The organism is Virgibacillus chiguensis, assembly GCF_900129865.1.
GTDB lineage: Bacteria > Bacillota > Bacilli > Bacillales > Amphibacillaceae > Virgibacillus > Virgibacillus chiguensis.
The window spans coordinates 23,446-41,108 of sequence record NZ_FQXD01000011.1 but is presented as its reverse complement, the minus strand read 5'-3'; the positions used below and the strand labels follow the sequence as shown (position 1 = coordinate 41,108).

Genomic DNA, 17,663 nt, shown 5'->3' with positions numbered 1-17,663 from the left:
TCACCTCAAATAGTTGACTTATAAACAAAAAAACTATATACTATTCGTTGTGTAAAATAATAAAGTAGCCTTAGTGATCTGGCACCTGTTGTCATGTTGTTCCTCCAAATAAAGAGGTGTATCGCGTAACTCTTAGCTGCTGGAGCGATGGTACATGAAAACATCATGAGCAAGTGAATAGAACACGCTCTTTTATTTTATACAAATAAAAGAAAAAGGAGGAAATGTCTTATGGCTCGCTATACTGGACCAGTATGGAAAAAATCACGTCGTCTTGGCATTTCATTAACAGGAACTGGTAAGGAGTTAGATAAACGTCCTTACGCACCAGGTCAACATGGACCGAATCAACGTAAAAAAATGTCTGAATATGGTTTACAGCAACAAGAAAAGCAAAAGCTTCGTTTTATGTATGGTTTAAATGAACGTCAATTCCGTACTTTGTTTAACAAAGCAGGAAAAATGAAAGGTGTTCACGGTGAGAATTTCATGCTATTACTTGATTCTCGTCTTGATAACTTAGTTTACCGCTTAGGTTTTGCTCGTACACGCAGACAAGCTCGCCAGCTTGTTAATCATGGTCATATTACAGTTGATGGTTCTCGCGTAGATATTCCATCTTACATGGTCAAACCTGGCCAAGTTATCGGTTTACGTGAAAAATCTAAAAACCTAAATATCGTAAAAGAAGCAATGGAAGTAAACAACTTTGTTCCTGATTACTTGTCACTTGATGAAGAAAAATTAGAAGGAACATTCACGCGCTACGCAGAGCGTGAAGAGTTACCAGCAGAAATTAACGAATCCTTAATTGTCGAATTCTACTCTCGTTAATCTTTGTAGTTTGCAAGATAACAGACAAACCCTTGAAATGTTGTTATACCAACGTTTCAAGGGTTTTTTTACTTTGCAAAATAAAGCAAGTTAATACACTAATCCGGGGCCAAGTGTGACCAAAAAATTGATCGCATGGGTGAAAGATTGGAAAGAAACAAGTAGCACAAAATAATTATATGGCGCAATACATTTCTCCGTCTGCTGCCAAAGCTTGATAAGGTGAGCGCACTGAACGACACGAATAGTTGGTTAATTGTAATGTTTGCATCTTTCCATCGCCTTCCGGATGTCTACTTTTCGATTTACTTTCACTTGTTGAAGTTCAAGACTCCTTATTGATGACTTGGTTAAAAGCCTTATCAAACAGGTCTTTCATTTGTTAAATTACACGGCCTATACCTTGTCTTACGATAATTAGATATAGAAGAGTTTGTTAAACATTATAACTATACATTCCACGAAGCGACAAAAAACTTTAATAATTTCCATGAGAAAAATGCTATAAATAATAGGAGAGCTCCAAATAAAATACCTACCGGCAGACCAAGATAGGTAGGAACTGGAAAGTTAGGACCTAATTGCATTCTAATATCTACACCAAAAGTATACAATAGGCCAGCAACTACAGCAATAAACGTACATAGGCATAATCCAACTGTAAAGACAGCAAGTACTGGGATTGCCAACAAACTAATAATTCTTTTTAATATAGAAACACCCATCATCAGCTTCCCTTTCATTATTTTTTAGTACCCTCAATAGAGCACGTAACACCTCCTAATCCAACTAATTCCCAACTTAACTTTAGTGACCTAATGATTGAAAAGAATGGCATTGAATCGTTCCATAACTGCTCGGCTATCAAAATTTCCAATACATTCTGCATTTATCCTGAGAAAATCAGCAAATCATTTATATACTTTTTCACTAAAATGATCATTTTTTCAGATTATGGAAGAAACAATGATTTGTAATATTTACTAATTTCCCATTTTGATGACTCTATTCATTAAAAGGATAACATAAAATAAATTAAATAGAGTAAAAAACTAGTAAAAAGGATGTCAAATCCAACACTTTTTAAAAAATTATAACTATTTATCTGGAGTTTATTATCAATAATATTGATTGTCAACAATAAATAACATTAGTCGACAAGAATTTGGCACATACCATTACTGGTTCTCAATAGCTTACTATGAAAAAATGTGATATCTTATTAGCATGTTTCCTTTATTTGCATACATATATTTTTCTCAAAGGTAAATTTTACGACTCATTTATCAACTAACAGATATTGAGTTAATCGATGTATAGGAGGTATAAAAATGAAGCGTACAGTTGAAATGATTTTCACTAGTATTGGATTAGTGATTTTCTTGTTAATGACAGTTAGTGTTGGCGTCGTTGCGTTTACGGATAATGATACGATGAAATCAATGGTTGAAGAGTTTATGCAACTCCAAGAAGAAACTTCGCAACCTGGAGTTGAAGAATTAAATGAACAAGAGTTTAAAACCGTGCTTGAAACAGGAACAAACTATCTATTCTTTGTGTTTTTAGTTCAAGTAGCGTTGGGTGCCCTTGCATTTTTCTTCTTAATAGGAGACAAAAAACCGAAAGCTGCAGGAATATTACTCATTGTTACCGCTATTGTAGGTACCGTTGCCAGCCTTTTCTTTGGTATTTTCGGAGGCGCCGCTTACCTAATCGCAGGTATTATTGCCCTCGTTCGTAGACCTAAAAAAATGATCGAATAAATGTTATATGGTCGGTACCCACTTGAAATGGGTACTGGCTATTATTTTTGCAAAAACCCCTATGTCTACAACTTTACATCACTTGTTTAACATATAATTAAAATACTACTCGCTCGCTTTTCAAATTCCCTTAAATTTGTCCTCAACTCGATATCGCTTGTAGAACATAACGCGTAACCTACGTCTTTGATCCTCTTTTTCATTTAAAAGTCCCCCAAGCATACCTGCCCCTAAAAAAGGGCAATTCATTTACGACCTACTTAACAAAATCTTTTCTACGTAGATATTATATAATGCCTGCTGTACAATCGACATTGCAATACAGTGTTACTTCATTTTTCTGCAAGATGTTTATCTTTCTGCCCTCTGTCGTCAACTTGGCATTTGTATATGTATCTTAATTACAAAGCCATTGAATATGCAATAGCAGGAAAAATTTTGTTATTGCCTTTGATAGGATTGTGCTATAATAAGAAAGGATTTAGGAGGGTAGTACATGAATTTTAAAGAAAAATGTCAAGCTTTATTCGATAAATGGAAATCTAAATTAAGCCAAACAAGTATATCTTCCCGACCATTACTTCAAGAATGGAAGGAATTATGGAAAACAGGCAAAATCCAGCGAACCTCACGCATTTCCTATCATGTTGTTTGGAATGTTATTCTATTTTTTCTTATCATAGGTTTAATCGGTGTGTTTTTTGCTGGTGGCGTAGGTGCTGGGTATTTCGCTTCGCTGGTCAAGGACGAACCTGTCCTACCTTATCAGGTGATGAAGCAAGACATATACAATTACGATGAAACGTCCAAATTGTATTTTGCGAATGAAACATACTTGGGTGAATTGCAATCGGATCTTTACAGGGAAGAAACAACTCTGAAAAACATATCCCCGCATTTAATTGATGCGGTTATCGCAACAGAAGATGAGTATTTTCAAGAGCATAAAGGTATTGTCCCAAAGGCGATTGTTCGGGCTATTTTTCAAGAAGTAACCAACGCCGAGACAAAAACAGGTGGAAGCACACTAACACAACAGCTTATTAAAAACCAAATTTTAACCAATGAAGTTTCTTTTGAGCGGAAAGCAAAAGAGATGTTACTCGCTTTACGTCTAGAACGGTTCTTTGAGAAAGAAGAAATATTAGAAGCGTATCTCAACGTCGTTCCGTACGGGAGAAACGCGTCAGGCGATAATATTGCAGGAATAGAAACCGCTGCCCAAGGAGTTTTTGGTGTTTCAGCAAAAGAATTAAACCTTGCTCAATCAGCTTATTTAGCTGGGTTACCGCAAAGCCCGTCCATGTATACACCGTTTCAAAATGATGGTACTCTAAAAGACAAAGACATGCTACAATATGGCATTGACCGCATGAAATCTGTCCTAAAAAGGATGTATGAATCTGAGTATATTACGGAGAAAGAATATAAAGAAGCCTCAGCTTATGATGTTGCGAAAGATTTTACAGAAGGTTCGCCTTCTTCAATTGATAAATATCCCTATTTAACTTTTACCATAGAAGATAGAGCGGAAAAAATCTTAGCAAAGCAGTTGGCCAAAAAAGATGGGCATAGCGAGAAAGACTTGGAAACGGACAAAGATTTGCAAGCTGATTATTTAGAGCGTGCTAAACGCGATTTACGGGTTAATGGTTATGAAATCCATACTACAATTGACAAAAAAATGTATGATGCTATGCAAAAAACTGCCAAAGAATTTGCTTACTATGGACCAGACCGTACTTACACGAAAAAAAATCCAAATACTGGTGAAGTAGAAAAAATTACAGAAAAAGTGCAAACAGCTAGTGTTTTAATTGAAAATAGTTCTGGAAAGATTCTCAGCTTCGTTGGTGGTCGTGGCTATGAAGACGATAATTGGAACCATGCATTTCAAGGCAAAAGATCTAATGGAAGTACAATGAAACCCTTATTAGCATACGCTCCCGCTATGGAAGAAGGGGTTATTCAACCAGGTAGCGTTATTGCTGACTACCCAAAACAGATACCAGGTTGGGAGTTTGGTAAGCCAGGAAACTACAGTGGAGGACATTACGGACTTATTTCAGCCAGAGAAGCCTTAGCAAAATCGCATAACTTTCCTGTAGCTGAAATTTACTCAAAAATAATTAACAACGACCCTGCTTCCAAATATTTGGAAAAAATGGGTTTCACATCACTAACCAAAGGAGATCATGTGCATCCCTCCTTATCCATCGGAGGTATGGAGCATGGTGTATCTGTGGAGGAAAATGTGAACGCCTTTACAACGTTTGGTAATAACGGAAAATTTGTTGATGCCTATATGATTGAGAAAATAACGACAAAAAGTGGAGATGTAGTTTATGAGCATAAAGCAGATGCTGTTGATGTTTTCTCTCCACAAACAACTTATTTAACTGTAGATATGATGCGAGATGTACTCACAAATGGTACCGGAGTATACGCTAATTCACAATTGAAACATCGCGGTGTTGACTGGGCAGGTAAAACTGGGACATCTCAAGAGTATAAGGATTCTTGGTTCGTAGCAACAAACCCTAATGTTACATTTGGAACATGGATTGGATATAAAACCGCGTATTCCTTAAATGATGCAGGAATGGGCCTAAGCTATGGACAGCGAAATATTAAGTTATGGGCGGAATTAATCAACAGCGCAACAGATGTAGACCCAGAGTTGTTGGCACCTTCTAAAAACTTTCAACGACCTAATGGGATTGTTTCAAGAAGTTATTGTGCTATATCAGGTTTACTACCTTCAGAGCTTTGTGAACAAGCTGGTTTAGTGAAAAGCGATATTTATAACAGTAAATACGTTCCAACTAAAGTAGATGATAGCCTCGTATCTGGTGGAAGTATGGTTGTAGTCAATGGAAAAACAATTGCGGCAGGTCCAAATACGCCTAGTGAATTTACCATTGGAGATGGTTTAGCATTTAACTCGGCATTTTTAAAACGAAAAGGCTACGATAAATTAAGTGACCTCAGTATCTTGTTCCCACGAACAGAGCGGGAAAAATGGGAGAAGATTAGTGGTGTTGGAAGCAGTTCTGGAGGTGCGATTAAAAATGATGGCAAAGCACCAAATACGCCGAGTTCATTAAGAAAAAGCGGCGGAAAACTTACTTGGGGCAAGTCATCAAGCAAAGACGTGGTCGGGTATCGCATTTACCAAGCTACTGGGCCGGGTAACAGCTTCTCCCAAATTGGTCATACAACTTCTACTTCTTACAATATTAACAGCGGGAACGCGCGCTATTATGTGAAGGCAGTCGACTATTTCGGGAAGGAATCTACACCTTCTGCAGAGTTAATCGTTGGCGATACAAAAAAAGAAGAACCAGAAAAACCAGATAAAGGAAACAATAAAGAAAGCCATAAAGAAGCTGAAAAACCATCCAATGCTGTCCAAGAAGAACAGCAAGCTGAAACAACAACGGATGAGACAGATAAGCAACCCGAAAATACAGAAGATGATGATAAAGACAGTACAGAAGAAAATCAAGACGCAGAAGGAGATGATACACCAGAAGCAACAACCGAAGAATAACTTTTCTTGCAGCTGAAAAGATATGATTCTCTATAAAAACCAAAAATCTCGTACCTACGGGATTTTTGGTTTTCTATGTATTATAAGGAAAGGCCAGCATTAATCTAACAGACGTGCCTCTCTCCTCTTCTCAATACATTTATTATAGATTTCACTAAAAATTCTGATCGCACTGTTGTATAATGGTATGTAAGCGGATTATATAATTAGGTGGTGGGCCAATGAAACATGAAAAAAAGCACTATAAGCTAACAAGAGAAACACAAACAGAAACAATCACCATTGAAGGACCATTAGAGAAAGAAGAATTACAGCAATATAAATTCCATGAAGATTTAATTGCATTTCGACCGCCTTCAAAACAATTTGAAGCTATTTTGAATATCTCTACTTTTCCTGAAGGGCGCATTATCGTAGCAAGGACAAATGACACAATTATTGGATATGTTACTTATTTACATCCAGACCCTTTAGAACGTTGGTCAGAATTTAAGATGGATGAATTAATTGAGCTAGGCGCTATTGAAGTTATTCCTGCTTTTCGTGGTGCAAGAATTGCATCTGGGTTACTTGAAGTATCTATGATGGATGCATTCATGGAAAACTATATTATTATTTCGACAGAATACTATTGGCATTGGGACTTAAATGGTACAAAGCTTAGTATCTGGGATTATCGAAAAGTAATGGAGAAAATGATGGCTGCTGGTGGTTTAGTCCCTGCTTCAACAGATGACCCAGAAATCATCTCCCACCCAGCCAATTGTTTGATGGTTCGAATTGGTAAAAATGTTTCCGAGGACTCCATCAAGCGTTTCAATACGTTACGTTTTCTACAAAGGCATAAATACCGAAATATGCAGGGGGGATTATAATGCTAGTCGAAGAAATTATGAAAACAGAGGTTATCACACTGACTCCTACAGCGACTATACAAGAAGCACTGGATCTATTAAATCAACATAAGATACGTCACATTCCAATTATTGGAAATGATAATCACGTCATAGGCATCGTTTCTGACCGAGATGTTCGGGATGCCAGTCCTTCCATTTTTGAATCCGCTACAGATAAACATAATTTACAACACGAAATACAATCCATTATGAGTCAACCAGTAATTACGATCCATCCATTAGATTTCGTGGAGGAAATAGCAAAAATATTTTACGATAAAGAAATAGCATGCTTGCCAGTTGTTAGAGAAGGAAATAGGCTAGTTGGCATTGTTACAGAAAAAGACATGCTATACACGATGATTCAATTAACTGGCACTCATGTACAAAGCTCTCATATTGAAATAAAAGTACCTCATCGGCCTGGTATCTTACCTGAAGTGACGGCTATCTTAGGTAAACGCAAAACAAATATTGTCTCTGTACTCGTTTATCCTTCTAAAGATGATCCAAATTATAAAATTTTGGTCTTTCGTATACAAACTATGAATCCACTCCCTGTTATTGAAGATCTTCGTGAAGCTGGTTACGAACTACTTGCTCCAAACCATATCGCGGGGCCAAACCGATGACGTGTACGGCTAAATTTGTGTTCTCTGATAACTTATTGCAATACCACTTTCACGAAGACCACCCTTTCAACCAAAAACGAGTACTGTTGGCAACGGAATTGCTAAAAGCAACAGGCACTTTACCGGAAGACCGAATCATCTCACCCAGAATGGCAACGGAAGAAGAATTAAAATTATTTCACGATCATGCATACGTTGAAGCAGTTAAACAAGCAAGTCAACGTATGCTTCCAGAACCAAGAGCTACCGAATATGGTCTTGGAACAGAAGATACACCTATATTTCCAGGAATGCATGAAGCCTCTTCCTATCTTGTAGGAGGTTCCCTAACAGCTGTTGATGAAGTGCTATTAGGCAGAGCGACTCACGCATTGAATCTTGGTGGTGGTCTGCACCATGGATTTAAGCGAAAAGCATCGGGATTTTGCATTTATAATGACGGTGCAATTGCGATTCGTTATATAAGGGAAGTTTATAATTTACGTGTGCTTTATGTCGATACGGATGCGCATCATGGTGACGGTGTGCAATGGGCATTTTATGATGACCCCAATGTGTGCACCTTTTCCATTCATGAAACAGGTAGATATTTATTTCCCGGTACAGGGAATGTTAATGAGCGTGGTATAAAGGAGGGGCATGGGTATAGCTTCAATCTGCCTATTGATGCATTCACAGAAGATGAATCGTTTTTGAATGCGTATACAACAGCGTTAACTCAAATTACAGCCTTTTTTAAACCAGATATAATTATAACGCAAAACGGCGCAGATGCGCACTGTTACGATCCATTAACCCATTTATGTAGTACAATGGCTATTTACGAGCGAATACCTTTATTAGCCCATCAATTAGCACATGAGTATTGTAACGGTAGATGGGTAGCATTAGGCGGAGGGGGTTATGATATGTGGCGAGTTGTTCCCCGTGCTTGGGCACAAGTTTGGAATGTCATGCACAATATGAAGCCTGCGAAAGGGGAACTGCCGACATCCTGGTTAGATAAATGGCAAAAAGAGAGCCCTGTTACACTTCCAACTCATTGGGAAGATGACCCTTCTATTGTTCCTGTCATTCCTAGAAAAGAAGAAATTTCTGAGAAAAACAAGCTTGCTTTACAACAGTTATTGAAATATACTGCTAAACCTTCAGACCAGCTGAAGCTATACTGAAACTATAAGGACACTCTCATCTAACTTACATACTCTAAAAACGAATATAATATACATCCTAGCTAAGAATACCCATTTTCCAGTTCCTTTCCTATAGGAACAAAGGAGCAAGCACACGGTTAGCAACGTAGTGAGTAGAAAGCAGCAACGAAAGTTTTAGGAATCATGCTCCTGCAACAGGAGTATGCGGCGCCCTCCGGCAAGTCCGTCTTTAGTCGGCCTTCCTATTTAGAACGAACCGATGATGACTTATCGTACAGAGATTCATGAAGTCGTCTAGTTGCTGGGCGCTGGTGCGGGACGTGGCTAAATAACTTAGTTAGTTTATCCACAGCTGCAAAATTTTAATTCCCTTAATTTCCTAGATCATGAAAAAAGAAGGAGAAACTTTAGTCAGTTTCTCCTTCTTGCATTTTTGGCAAATTATTTTCTTCCAGAATAACAATTTCTACCCGACGGTTCTTACTCCAATTAGCTGATGAATTATTTGGCGCTACTGGCTTCGTATCTGCATAGCCAACAGAAGAAAACCGTGATTTATCAAATTGGTTTTCATTTAGTAGATAGCGGATAACACTTCCAGCCCTTGCTCCTGATAATTCCCAATTCGAAGGGTATCTAAAATTAGAGATCGGCCTACTATCTGTATGACCTTCAACAAGTACAGGATTTGGAATATTATGTAGTAAAGAACTCACCTTATTTAAAAATGGCTTTCCTGATTCTAAAATAACTGCTTCTCCTGTATTAAACAGAAGACTGTCCTGCAAAACAAGTTCTACGCCTCGATCTGTTCGTGTGGCAGTTATCACATTATTTAAATCATTTTTATCCAAGTACGTTTCTACTTCTTGCAATAGTTGATCTAAAGAAGACTCTCCATCATCTTGACTAGCGTCTCTGTCTGTTGTGTCAGGTAGCTGTGTTGGTGAGTCAAACTCATTAGACTGCTCGCCATTCTCTTTATTGCTTGATTGTTCAGTTGGGTTTTCCATTGGAACAGCAGAAGGATAAGAATCAAAAATCATGCGATTACGAAATGATTCTGAAATAGCTTCAAACTTAACCAAATCAATTTGTGACATGGAAAAAAGCAACACAAAAAACACTAAAATCAGTGTTACCATATCTGAGTACGTAACCATCCATTTCGGAGCACCCTTGTTGGCTGTTTTCTTGATTTGCCTACGCTTCATGAATACTTTCCTCCATGAAACCAGGTTGTTCATCAAGTTGTTGTTGCTTTTTCCGATCCTCATTAGATAAAAAAGCGCTTAGTTTTTCTTCTAAAATTCGCGGGTTTTGACCAGATTGAACACCAATAACACCCTCGATCGTAATTTGCTTCATAAACACTTCTTCTTCTGTCTTACTCTCTAATTTAGCTGCCATTGGAATAAAGACTAAATTTGCAAGTACCGTTCCGTAAAGTGTTGTAAGTAGTGCTACAGCCATACTTGGTCCAAGTGCAGCGGGATCCTGAAGATTATTAAGCATCAATACAAGACCTACAAGTGTCCCAATCATTCCCCAGGAAGGTGCATATTCACCTGCTTTTTCAATTAAAGCTCTCCCTCGGAAATGCCTATCTTCTACAGCAATAATTTCCGCCTCTAGGATGTCCTTAATAACTTCAGGTTCGATTCCATCCACAGCAAGCAAGATGCCTTTTTTTATAAACGGGTCTTCTACTTCCTCTAGTTCATTTTCTAAAGCTAGAAGCCCTTCTCGTCTAGCCCTCTCAGATAAATGGACAAATAATGTAATTAATTCTGGTAGTCGCTGATCATGTTTATGAAAAGCTTCACTCAATACTTTTTTTGTCAGCTTAATTTGTTCAAATTTAAACGTAATGAGCATCGAAGCAACTAAACCACCAATTACAATGAAAATAGAAGAAATATCCAAAAACAAACCTGCTCCTTCAGACGATCCACTTTTGGAAACAATCGCTAACATAATCATGATGAAACCCATAGTAATGCCAAAAGGAGTTAATATATCGCGTTTTCTCATAGTTCTCTCTCCTCAGAATAGAAGTTGAATCATCTCTCTCTATTCCTTATATCGGCACCCTAGTTAGTTTGTTGAATTTCTTTTTTCAATTCGATGAGGTAAAACTACCCGTTGTTCCTGAACTTCTTCTTTGTTCATATACTTTGTTAGTAAGCGCATTGCAACTGCTCCAATATCATACATAGGCTGTACAATAGTAGATAGTGTTGGGCGAACCATCGTTGCTAATCGAGTATTATCAAAGCCAAACACCTCAATATCTTCTGGAACACGATATCCTTTATCCTGAATTCCATGAATGACGCCTAGAGCCATTTCATCAGAAGCAACAAAAACAGCTGCTGGTTTTTCATTCTCATCTAATAATTGATTTATTGCTTCGATACCTGAATTATAAGAGTAATCTCCTTTTACAATGAGTGACTCATTTACAGATAAACCTGCTTCATTTATAGCACGAGCATAACCCTTATATTTCAGCTGATTGATATGTGTTTCTTCTAACCCTGATACAAACGCAGGCGCTGATTTATTTTGCTCAATAAGAAATTGCGTAGCTTCATACGCCGCTTGTTCATAATCAATGTTTACAGAAGGAATTTCATTATTCTCATCGTATGTTGCCGCCAACACAACAGGTACAGAAGAACTTTTGAATTGCTGTACATGCTGATCAGAAATATTTCCTCCCATAAAAATAATGCCGTCAACTTGTTTTTCCAACATCGTATTTATTAATTGAATTTCTTTTTCTTCATTTTGGTCCGAGTTACTTAAAATCATATTGTACTTATACATCGTAGCGATATCTTCAATTCCTCTTGCGAGTTCCGCAAAGAAAATACTTGATATATCAGGAATAATCGCTCCAACAGTTGTTGTCTTCTTGCTTGCTAAGCCTCTCGCCACAGCATTTGGTCGGTATCCTAAACGCTCAATCGTAGCTAGTACTTTCTTTCTTGTTGTAGGTTTCACATTTGGGTTTCCATTAACGACACGAGAAACCGTAGCCATTGACACATTTGCTTCTCTTGCCACATCATATATAGTAATGTTATTCAATGTTTTTTCCTCCTATACTAATTATCGTTCTCTTTTTTCTATATCATACTCTACTATGAAAAATTTTTCAAAGCAAAAAAGGTTGAAGGCTTCTGATTGTCCTTCAACCTTTTTTATTCAGCATATTCTACTGGTTTTATTATAGAAAGGCAAGTAACTCGAAGCCTCCTAGTTCGCAATATATACTAGGTACGATTAGCTTGTTGAGAAGAGGTGTTATCTATTCTATTATACACATTCTTCACATATTTACCAAGTAATATTCCTATTTTTATTTTACTTCATTCTTTCTGTCATATCTTTCATTTCTTCCATAAAACGGTGAAATGTCGGAATGTCCATCTGTTGCGCGGAATCTGACAGTGCAACTGCAGGGTCTGGATGTACTTCAGCCATTACACCATCAGCTCCGATAGCAATAGCCGCTTTGGCTGCAGGTAATAGTAAGTCTCTTCGACCAGTAGAATGTGTAACATCAACCATAACTGGTAAATGTGTTTCCTGTTTTAAAATAGGAACAGCAGAAATGTCTAATGTATTTCGAGTTGCTTTCTCATATGTCCGGATTCCCCGTTCACATAAGATAATGTTTTTGTTACCCCGGGATATAATATATTCAGCAGCATTAATAAATTCAGATATCGTTGCTGATAAACCACGTTTCAATAAAACTGGTTTATCGACATCGCCAGCAGCCTTGAGCAATTCAAAGTTCTGCATGTTTCTTGCTCCAATTTGAATCACATCCAAGTAATCAAGTGCCTCTTCAATATGTGCTGGATTTACAATTTCACTAACTACTGCTAAATCATGCTCTTTAGCAGCTTTTTTTAAGATTTCTAACCCTTCGACACCTAAACCTTGAAAATCGTAAGGAGAAGTCCTTGGTTTAAACGCTCCTCCTCGCAAAAGCTTTACGCCATGCTGTTTAATTGCTTTGGCAACTGTCGCAACTTGTTCATACCCTTCGACAGCACAAGGGCCCATAACAAAATGAACATTACCATCTCCAATTGTTGCACCATTTATATCAATAATGGTATTTTCAGGCTTTTTCTTTCGTGATACAAGCAATGCTTTACGATGATCATCTTCTTGCAGTTCTAAACTGGCCTTGAATATTTCTTTAAAAATATGCTCAATCGTCGCATTTTCAAACGGTCCGTCATTACTAGAAGTAATTTGATCTAACATATCTCTTTCCCGCACAGGGTCAAACCGCTTCATACTTTGCTTTGCTTTGATGTCCCCGATTTGCTGAACTAGTTTTGCTCTTTCATTGATTAATTGCAAGATTTCTAGGTTCACGTTATCTAACCTATCTCTTACTTGATCTAATTCGCTCATTTTATATTCCCCCTATGCTTAGGTTTTTTAATAATTAGTGAATATTATAGCTAATTATATACCCTTTGTCGATTAATTTTTAAAATTCATGTATAATGAAGCGCATTCATTGTAATTCACCCCTATTTTTAAAAACAACTTGCCAAAATACTACGTTTTTTCGATAAGAATAATGAGCGAGCCTTTTAGAAACAATGCGATTTAATTTAAAATGCAATGAAATAACCATAAAAAGAGAGGCTTACCACTTTAGACTACATGTGGTAGATGATATGATAGGAATGGATTCATATTCGTTGTATGAAAGGGTTATGCTTAATGAAAGAACAGATTTTTGCTTTGGATATTGGTACACGTTCCGTTACTGGAATTATTTTAAATCAAGACAAGGAAGGCTTTGAAGTTATCGACTTCTGCATGATCGAGCACGATCACCGTTCTATGTGTGACGGTCAGATACATGATGTTGTCGCTGTCGCTAACACAATTAACCAAGTGAAAGAAAAGCTGGAACAATCATATGGGACATTAACTAAAGTCTGCGTTGCAGCTGCAGGACGCTCACTAATTACCATGAATGGCACAGCCACGTTATCCCTGCAAAATCAGCCTATTAAAGATTCTGAAATCATTCAGCATTTAGAACTAAGCGCCGTGCAAGATGCTCTAGAAAAAGTAAGCCAACAAGAACAGGTTGCGAATACCTATCCATATTATTGCGTCGGTTATTCTGTTCTCCACTATTATATCGACGAACAGCAAATTGGTTCCCTCATTGATCAGCGTGGTGAGGTAGCAAGCACTAAAATTATTGCTACATTTTTACCTAAGGTAGTTGTTGAGTCCCTCTTAGCTGCCCTTTCCAGAGCTGAACTAGAAATGGAAGCTTTGACACTTGAACCAATTGCAGCAATGGATGTACTCATACCTGAATCAATGCGAAGATTAAATGTTGCTTTGGTTGATATAGGTGCAGGCACTAGTGACATCGCAATTACAAACCATGGAACGGTTGCGGCTTATGGAATGGTCGCAGTCGCAGGTGATGAAATTACGGAAGCTATCAGTGATACATATTTATTAGACTTCCCCGACGCTGAAACGTTTAAAAGGGCTATTGTGCAACATAAAGAAGCAAAAGCGCAAGATATTCTTGGCTTTGAAACGACCATATCTTATAAGCAATTAACCAAAGATATCACTTCAGCTATTAACTTTTTGGCTGCAAATATCACGGAAGAAATTTTAAAATTAAATAGCAAGCCTCCAAAGGCTGTTATGTTAATTGGTGGAGGAAGCCTCACACCGAAGATAACAAAAATGATTGCCAAACAACTTGAGCTCCCCGAAAATAGAGTTGCTGTAAGAGATATTAGTGCCATTAAACAACTTACTCTTAATGAGAATTTACCTATCCAACCTGATTTCGTCACACCTATTGGTATAGCCATTGCTGCAAAACGGAATCCTGTTCATTATATTAGCATCTACCTAAATGAACTTACACTAAGACTATTTGAAATGCGTACATTAACAGTTGGAGATTGCTTTATCCAAGCAGGGATAGATGTTCATAAGTGGTATGGAAGACCAGGTGCTGCTTCGATTATTACTGTAAACGGAAAAAAAATCACTTTACCTGGGGAGTTAGGGGAGCCACCACAAATAATGTTAAACGGAACTGTGACTACCGTTGATAAACCAGTAAAAAATGGTGACTTTATTCAAATTGAAAGAGGTAAAGATGGACAATCTGCTACCATTACCCTCTATGAATTGATTGGTGAAGTAAAATCAATGACCGTTTGGTTTGAAAATCATCAGCATACAATTTCTCCTACGTTTTTCGTTAATCAGCAACCAGCGAAAAAAGATGATGTAATTCAAGATAATGACATGATCGATTGGTTTCAGCCCAAGCGACTTCAAGACGTAATCAAACAATTGTCTAGTATCGAATATGATAGAATCAAGCCTTTTTCCATCTTTGTGAATGGAAAGGAAGTTCAACTTTCTATTGGAGAGACGCAATTTTTCATTAATCAACAAAAAGTAGATCCCTCACAACTTCTTTATGACGGTGATCATATTCAAATTATCCAAGGCAAGCAACCAAACGTGCAGGATTTATTAGCTCAAGAAGGAAAAAATTATTGGCGTTCTATAACTATATTCTTTAACGGAAAAAAAATCCAATTAAACCAACCAGCATATATAGTAAAAAGAAACGACGAGCGATTAAAGGGAGATAGTTTACTTAATCGCGGAGATAAGTTGCAAATATCTACTCAGAGTAATGGCTTTATTTATCAAGATGTATTTCAACATGTAGATTTAGACCTATCTTCAGCAAGCGGGAAATTCCAAGTTTACAAAAACAAGCAACCAGCTCAATTTCACGAAAGTATACAACCTGGTGATGAGTTAGAAATTATTTGGTCAGAATAAAAGATGTTCACAAGTTTTACGGCACGAATAGCATACAAGGTACTATTTTGTGAACAAAGGCTCGGGGCGCCCGGTTAGCATCGTAGCGAGTGGAGCGAATCAACGAAAGTTTTAGGAACCATGCTCCTGCAACAGGAGTATGCCGCCCTGCCGCCCTCCAGCAAGCCCGTCTTTAGTCGGCCTTCCTATTTAGGAACGAACCGATGATGGCTTAGCTGAGGGGCAATGGAATGAAGTCGCCTAGTTGCTGGGCGCTGGAGCCGGACAGAGGCCGTGTTCGGTTGTTTGGTTACGTCATAGCACCAAATTTTATGCTTTCTTATCTGTTAAGAAAAACGTGGCTTATTCGCAAAAATTTGTGGATTTATACTTTACTATAACGCTTAAAAAAACAAGCACCTACAAATCGAGGTGCTTGTTTTCGTTTACACTATATGTTTTCACATAGCGATGAAGTCACGTTTTTTTATACGAGGAGACAACATGTATTAATTTTTCTTTTCTAATTCTTCGGCTGCTTCCTCCATTGCTTCTGCAACGTCCTCTGCTTTTTCTAATGCTTCATCTTCTTTTTTACGCTTTTCTTTTAGTTTGGATTGTACACCTTGTGTTACAACTTTTGTTTTTTCTGCTGCTGTTTTTGTTACCTGTGATGTAGATTCCATTGCTTTTTTCTTTAAATCAGAACCAGTGGTATAAGCTTTGTCTTTCCAATTAGTTCCTTTTTCTTGAGCTACTTCTTTCCAATCATATGCTTTCTTCTTTACTTGGCTAGCCCCCGTATTAATGTCATCACGGAATTCTTTTCCGGTTTTAGGTGTCATTAATAGAGCAGTCAATGCACCAACAGCTGCACCTATAAATGTTCCTAAAATAAAATCTTTACTATTGAACTGATTATCTGCCATTTATTATTCCTCCTACACTGTACTTATTTATTTTTTTTCTTCCATAGTTCCATTAAAGTAGTTCCCCATTTAATTGCTTGTGACGTTTTCTCAGGGTTCTTATTTGCTGCTCTTGAAACACTATTTGTTAACTCTCTTAACGAATGATTAAATTCTGTTATTGTATTACCAACACCTTTAAAACCATCAAATAGACTATTTAATTTACTTGATTTTTGATTCATATCATCTGCTAATTGATTTGTTTTTGTTAATAATTGTGTTGTTTCTTCCGTGACTCCTTGCACTTGTTGTTCAAGGCTGGATAATGTTTCAGATACATTATGTAAAGTTTCCCTTGCTGCTTTTAACGTAATAACCATGTATACAACTAAAACCACAAATGCGATAGCTGCAATAACAGCGGCAATATATGCTAAAATTTCCATATTACTTCTTCACTCCCTAACTACTTTATTATGTTGTCAACATAGCTTTAAATAATTTCCTTATATTATCTAACGTATTAAACAAAGATAGTATATAAATTAAGTTACCCAATTGTGTCACAAATAAAACATGTATGAATAGCTTATCGTCCTTCTTATACTATTCCTATAGTATTATTATTCGACAACAAAAGTCATAATTCCTTTATTTATTCTTAGAAAAACTGGGCTTGTCCCAAAGTCTTATGGCGAAAGCTGTAGTTTTTCTTATACTATAAACCCTAAAATTTTATACTTTTCCTATAGTGTAAGAACAAAGGCTCGGGGCGCCGGGTTAGCAACGTAGCGAGCGGAACGAATCCACGAAAGTTTTAGGAATCATGCTCCTGCAACAGGAGTATGCCAGCGCCCTCCTTCAAGCCCATCTTTAGTCGGCCTTCCTATTTAAAACGAACCGATGATGACTTAGCTTAGGGCAATGGAGTGAAGTCGCCTAGTCGCTTGCGCTGGAGCCGAACATGGCTAAACACTTAGTTAGTTTATCCACAGCTGCTAAATTTTTCTGAATTTCATAATTTCCTAGACAATAAAATGAAAGAGTCTG

14 protein-coding genes are annotated in these 17,663 nt (G+C 37.4%); 7 read left to right on the top strand and 7 right to left on the bottom strand.

From position 1 onward, the window contains the following. Positions 1-231 precede the first annotated feature (231 nt). Positions 232-834, top strand: coding sequence for a 30S ribosomal protein S4 (gene rpsD, locus BUB45_RS12700; RefSeq protein ID WP_073010013.1), 603 nt, complete (start codon positions 232-234; stop codon positions 832-834). Positions 835-1,283: 449 nt separating this feature from the next. Here rpsD and BUB45_RS12695 read toward each other — a convergent pair whose 3' ends face one another. Further along, positions 1,284-1,577 (bottom strand): hypothetical protein, encoded by a 294-nt coding sequence (locus BUB45_RS12695; RefSeq protein WP_073010011.1) that lies wholly within the window; start codon positions 1,575-1,577, stop codon positions 1,284-1,286. A 588-nt stretch (positions 1,578-2,165) separates the two neighbouring features. On the opposite strand from BUB45_RS12695, the gene BUB45_RS12690 reads away from it, so the two are divergent. The 5 genes from BUB45_RS12690 to BUB45_RS12670 all read left to right on the top strand — a co-directional run bounded on the left by BUB45_RS12690 (position 2,166) and on the right by BUB45_RS12670 (position 8,850). After that, a complete protein-coding gene (locus BUB45_RS12690) occupies positions 2,166-2,597 on the top strand; it encodes a DUF4064 domain-containing protein (RefSeq protein WP_073010008.1) in 432 nt (143 codons plus the stop codon). Positions 2,598-3,093: 496 nt separating this feature from the next. Beyond that, positions 3,094-6,150, top strand: a complete 3,057-nt coding sequence (locus BUB45_RS12685; RefSeq protein WP_073010004.1) for a transglycosylase domain-containing protein — start codon at positions 3,094-3,096, stop codon at positions 6,148-6,150. Between the two features lie 221 nt (positions 6,151-6,371). Continuing rightward, a complete protein-coding gene (locus BUB45_RS12680) occupies positions 6,372-7,025 on the top strand; it encodes a GNAT family N-acetyltransferase (protein WP_073010001.1) in 654 nt (217 codons plus the stop codon). Beyond that, positions 7,025-7,678: an acetoin utilization AcuB family protein gene (locus tag BUB45_RS12675; protein ID WP_073009998.1), complete on the top strand. Its 654-nt coding sequence runs from the start codon at positions 7,025-7,027 to the stop codon at positions 7,676-7,678. The genes BUB45_RS12680 and BUB45_RS12675 overlap by 1 nt, the downstream gene beginning before the upstream one ends. Continuing rightward, the gene (locus tag BUB45_RS12670; RefSeq protein ID WP_073009995.1) at positions 7,675-8,850 is read left to right on the top strand and encodes an acetoin utilization protein AcuC; all 1,176 of its coding nucleotides are present in this window, start codon (positions 7,675-7,677) and stop codon (positions 8,848-8,850) included. Before BUB45_RS12675 ends, BUB45_RS12670 begins: the two co-directional genes overlap by 4 nt. Positions 8,851-9,239: 389 nt before the next feature. Here the strand turns inward: BUB45_RS12670 and motS are convergent, their stop codons facing one another. From motS to BUB45_RS12650, 4 genes are all read right to left on the bottom strand, one after another. Next, positions 9,240-10,046 carry a flagellar motor protein MotS gene (gene motS, locus BUB45_RS12665; RefSeq protein WP_073009992.1) on the bottom strand — a complete coding sequence of 269 codons (807 nt, stop codon included), beginning with the start codon at positions 10,044-10,046 and terminating at the stop codon, positions 9,240-9,242. Continuing rightward, on the bottom strand, positions 10,036-10,866 hold the full coding sequence (gene motP / locus BUB45_RS12660; RefSeq protein ID WP_073009989.1) for a flagellar motor protein MotP: 831 nt from the start codon (positions 10,864-10,866) through the stop codon (positions 10,036-10,038). Before motP ends, motS begins: the two co-directional genes overlap by 11 nt. Before the next feature lie 63 nt (positions 10,867-10,929). Continuing rightward, positions 10,930-11,880 carry a catabolite control protein A gene (gene ccpA, locus BUB45_RS12655; RefSeq protein ID WP_240458817.1) on the bottom strand — a complete coding sequence of 317 codons (951 nt, stop codon included), beginning with the start codon at positions 11,878-11,880 and terminating at the stop codon, positions 10,930-10,932. A 324-nt stretch (positions 11,881-12,204) separates the two neighbouring features. Then, positions 12,205-13,275, bottom strand: a complete 1,071-nt coding sequence (locus tag BUB45_RS12650) for a bifunctional 3-deoxy-7-phosphoheptulonate synthase/chorismate mutase (RefSeq protein ID WP_073009983.1) — start codon at positions 13,273-13,275, stop codon at positions 12,205-12,207. Between the two features lie 318 nt (positions 13,276-13,593). Between BUB45_RS12650 and pilM the strand changes: the two genes are divergently transcribed. Beyond that, positions 13,594-15,723 carry a pilus assembly protein PilM gene (pilM, locus tag BUB45_RS12645; protein ID WP_073009980.1) on the top strand — a complete coding sequence of 710 codons (2,130 nt, stop codon included), beginning with the start codon at positions 13,594-13,596 and terminating at the stop codon, positions 15,721-15,723. Positions 15,724-16,211: 488 nt separating this feature from the next. On the opposite strand, the gene BUB45_RS12640 is transcribed toward pilM, so the two are convergent. Together BUB45_RS12640 and BUB45_RS12635 are read right to left on the bottom strand one after the other, a co-directional pair. Further along, positions 16,212-16,631, bottom strand: a complete 420-nt coding sequence (locus BUB45_RS12640) for a YtxH domain-containing protein (RefSeq protein WP_073009977.1) — start codon at positions 16,629-16,631, stop codon at positions 16,212-16,214. Between the two features lie 23 nt (positions 16,632-16,654). After that, complete coding sequence (locus BUB45_RS12635; RefSeq protein WP_073009974.1) at positions 16,655-17,059, bottom strand: DUF948 domain-containing protein; 405 nt, start codon at positions 17,057-17,059, stop codon at positions 16,655-16,657. Positions 17,060-17,663: the final 604 nt, after the last annotated feature.

Excerpts from the sequence above, each read along its gene's own strand:
- rpsD (WP_073010013.1), top strand. The coding sequence starts at position 232 with ATGGCTCGCTATACTGGACCAGTATGGAAAAAATCACGTCGTCTTGGC.
- BUB45_RS12695 (WP_073010011.1), bottom strand. The coding sequence starts at position 1,577 with ATGAAAGGGAAGCTGATGATGGGTGTTTCTATATTAAAAAGAATTATT.
- BUB45_RS12690 (WP_073010008.1), top strand. The coding sequence starts at position 2,166 with ATGAAGCGTACAGTTGAAATGATTTTCACTAGTATTGGATTAGTGATT.
- BUB45_RS12685 (WP_073010004.1), top strand. The coding sequence starts at position 3,094 with ATGAATTTTAAAGAAAAATGTCAAGCTTTATTCGATAAATGGAAATCT.
- BUB45_RS12680 (WP_073010001.1), top strand. The coding sequence starts at position 6,372 with ATGAAACATGAAAAAAAGCACTATAAGCTAACAAGAGAAACACAAACA.
- BUB45_RS12675 (WP_073009998.1), top strand. The coding sequence starts at position 7,025 with ATGCTAGTCGAAGAAATTATGAAAACAGAGGTTATCACACTGACTCCT.
- BUB45_RS12670 (WP_073009995.1), top strand. The coding sequence starts at position 7,675 with ATGACGTGTACGGCTAAATTTGTGTTCTCTGATAACTTATTGCAATAC.
- motS (WP_073009992.1), bottom strand. The coding sequence starts at position 10,046 with ATGAAGCGTAGGCAAATCAAGAAAACAGCCAACAAGGGTGCTCCGAAA.
- motP (WP_073009989.1), bottom strand. The coding sequence starts at position 10,866 with ATGAGAAAACGCGATATATTAACTCCTTTTGGCATTACTATGGGTTTC.
- ccpA (WP_240458817.1), bottom strand. The coding sequence starts at position 11,880 with ATGGCTACGGTTTCTCGTGTCGTTAATGGAAACCCAAATGTGAAACCT.
- BUB45_RS12650 (WP_073009983.1), bottom strand. The coding sequence starts at position 13,275 with ATGAGCGAATTAGATCAAGTAAGAGATAGGTTAGATAACGTGAACCTA.
- pilM (WP_073009980.1), top strand. The coding sequence starts at position 13,594 with ATGAAAGAACAGATTTTTGCTTTGGATATTGGTACACGTTCCGTTACT.
- BUB45_RS12640 (WP_073009977.1), bottom strand. The coding sequence starts at position 16,631 with ATGGCAGATAATCAGTTCAATAGTAAAGATTTTATTTTAGGAACATTT.
- BUB45_RS12635 (WP_073009974.1), bottom strand. The coding sequence starts at position 17,059 with ATGGAAATTTTAGCATATATTGCCGCTGTTATTGCAGCTATCGCATTT.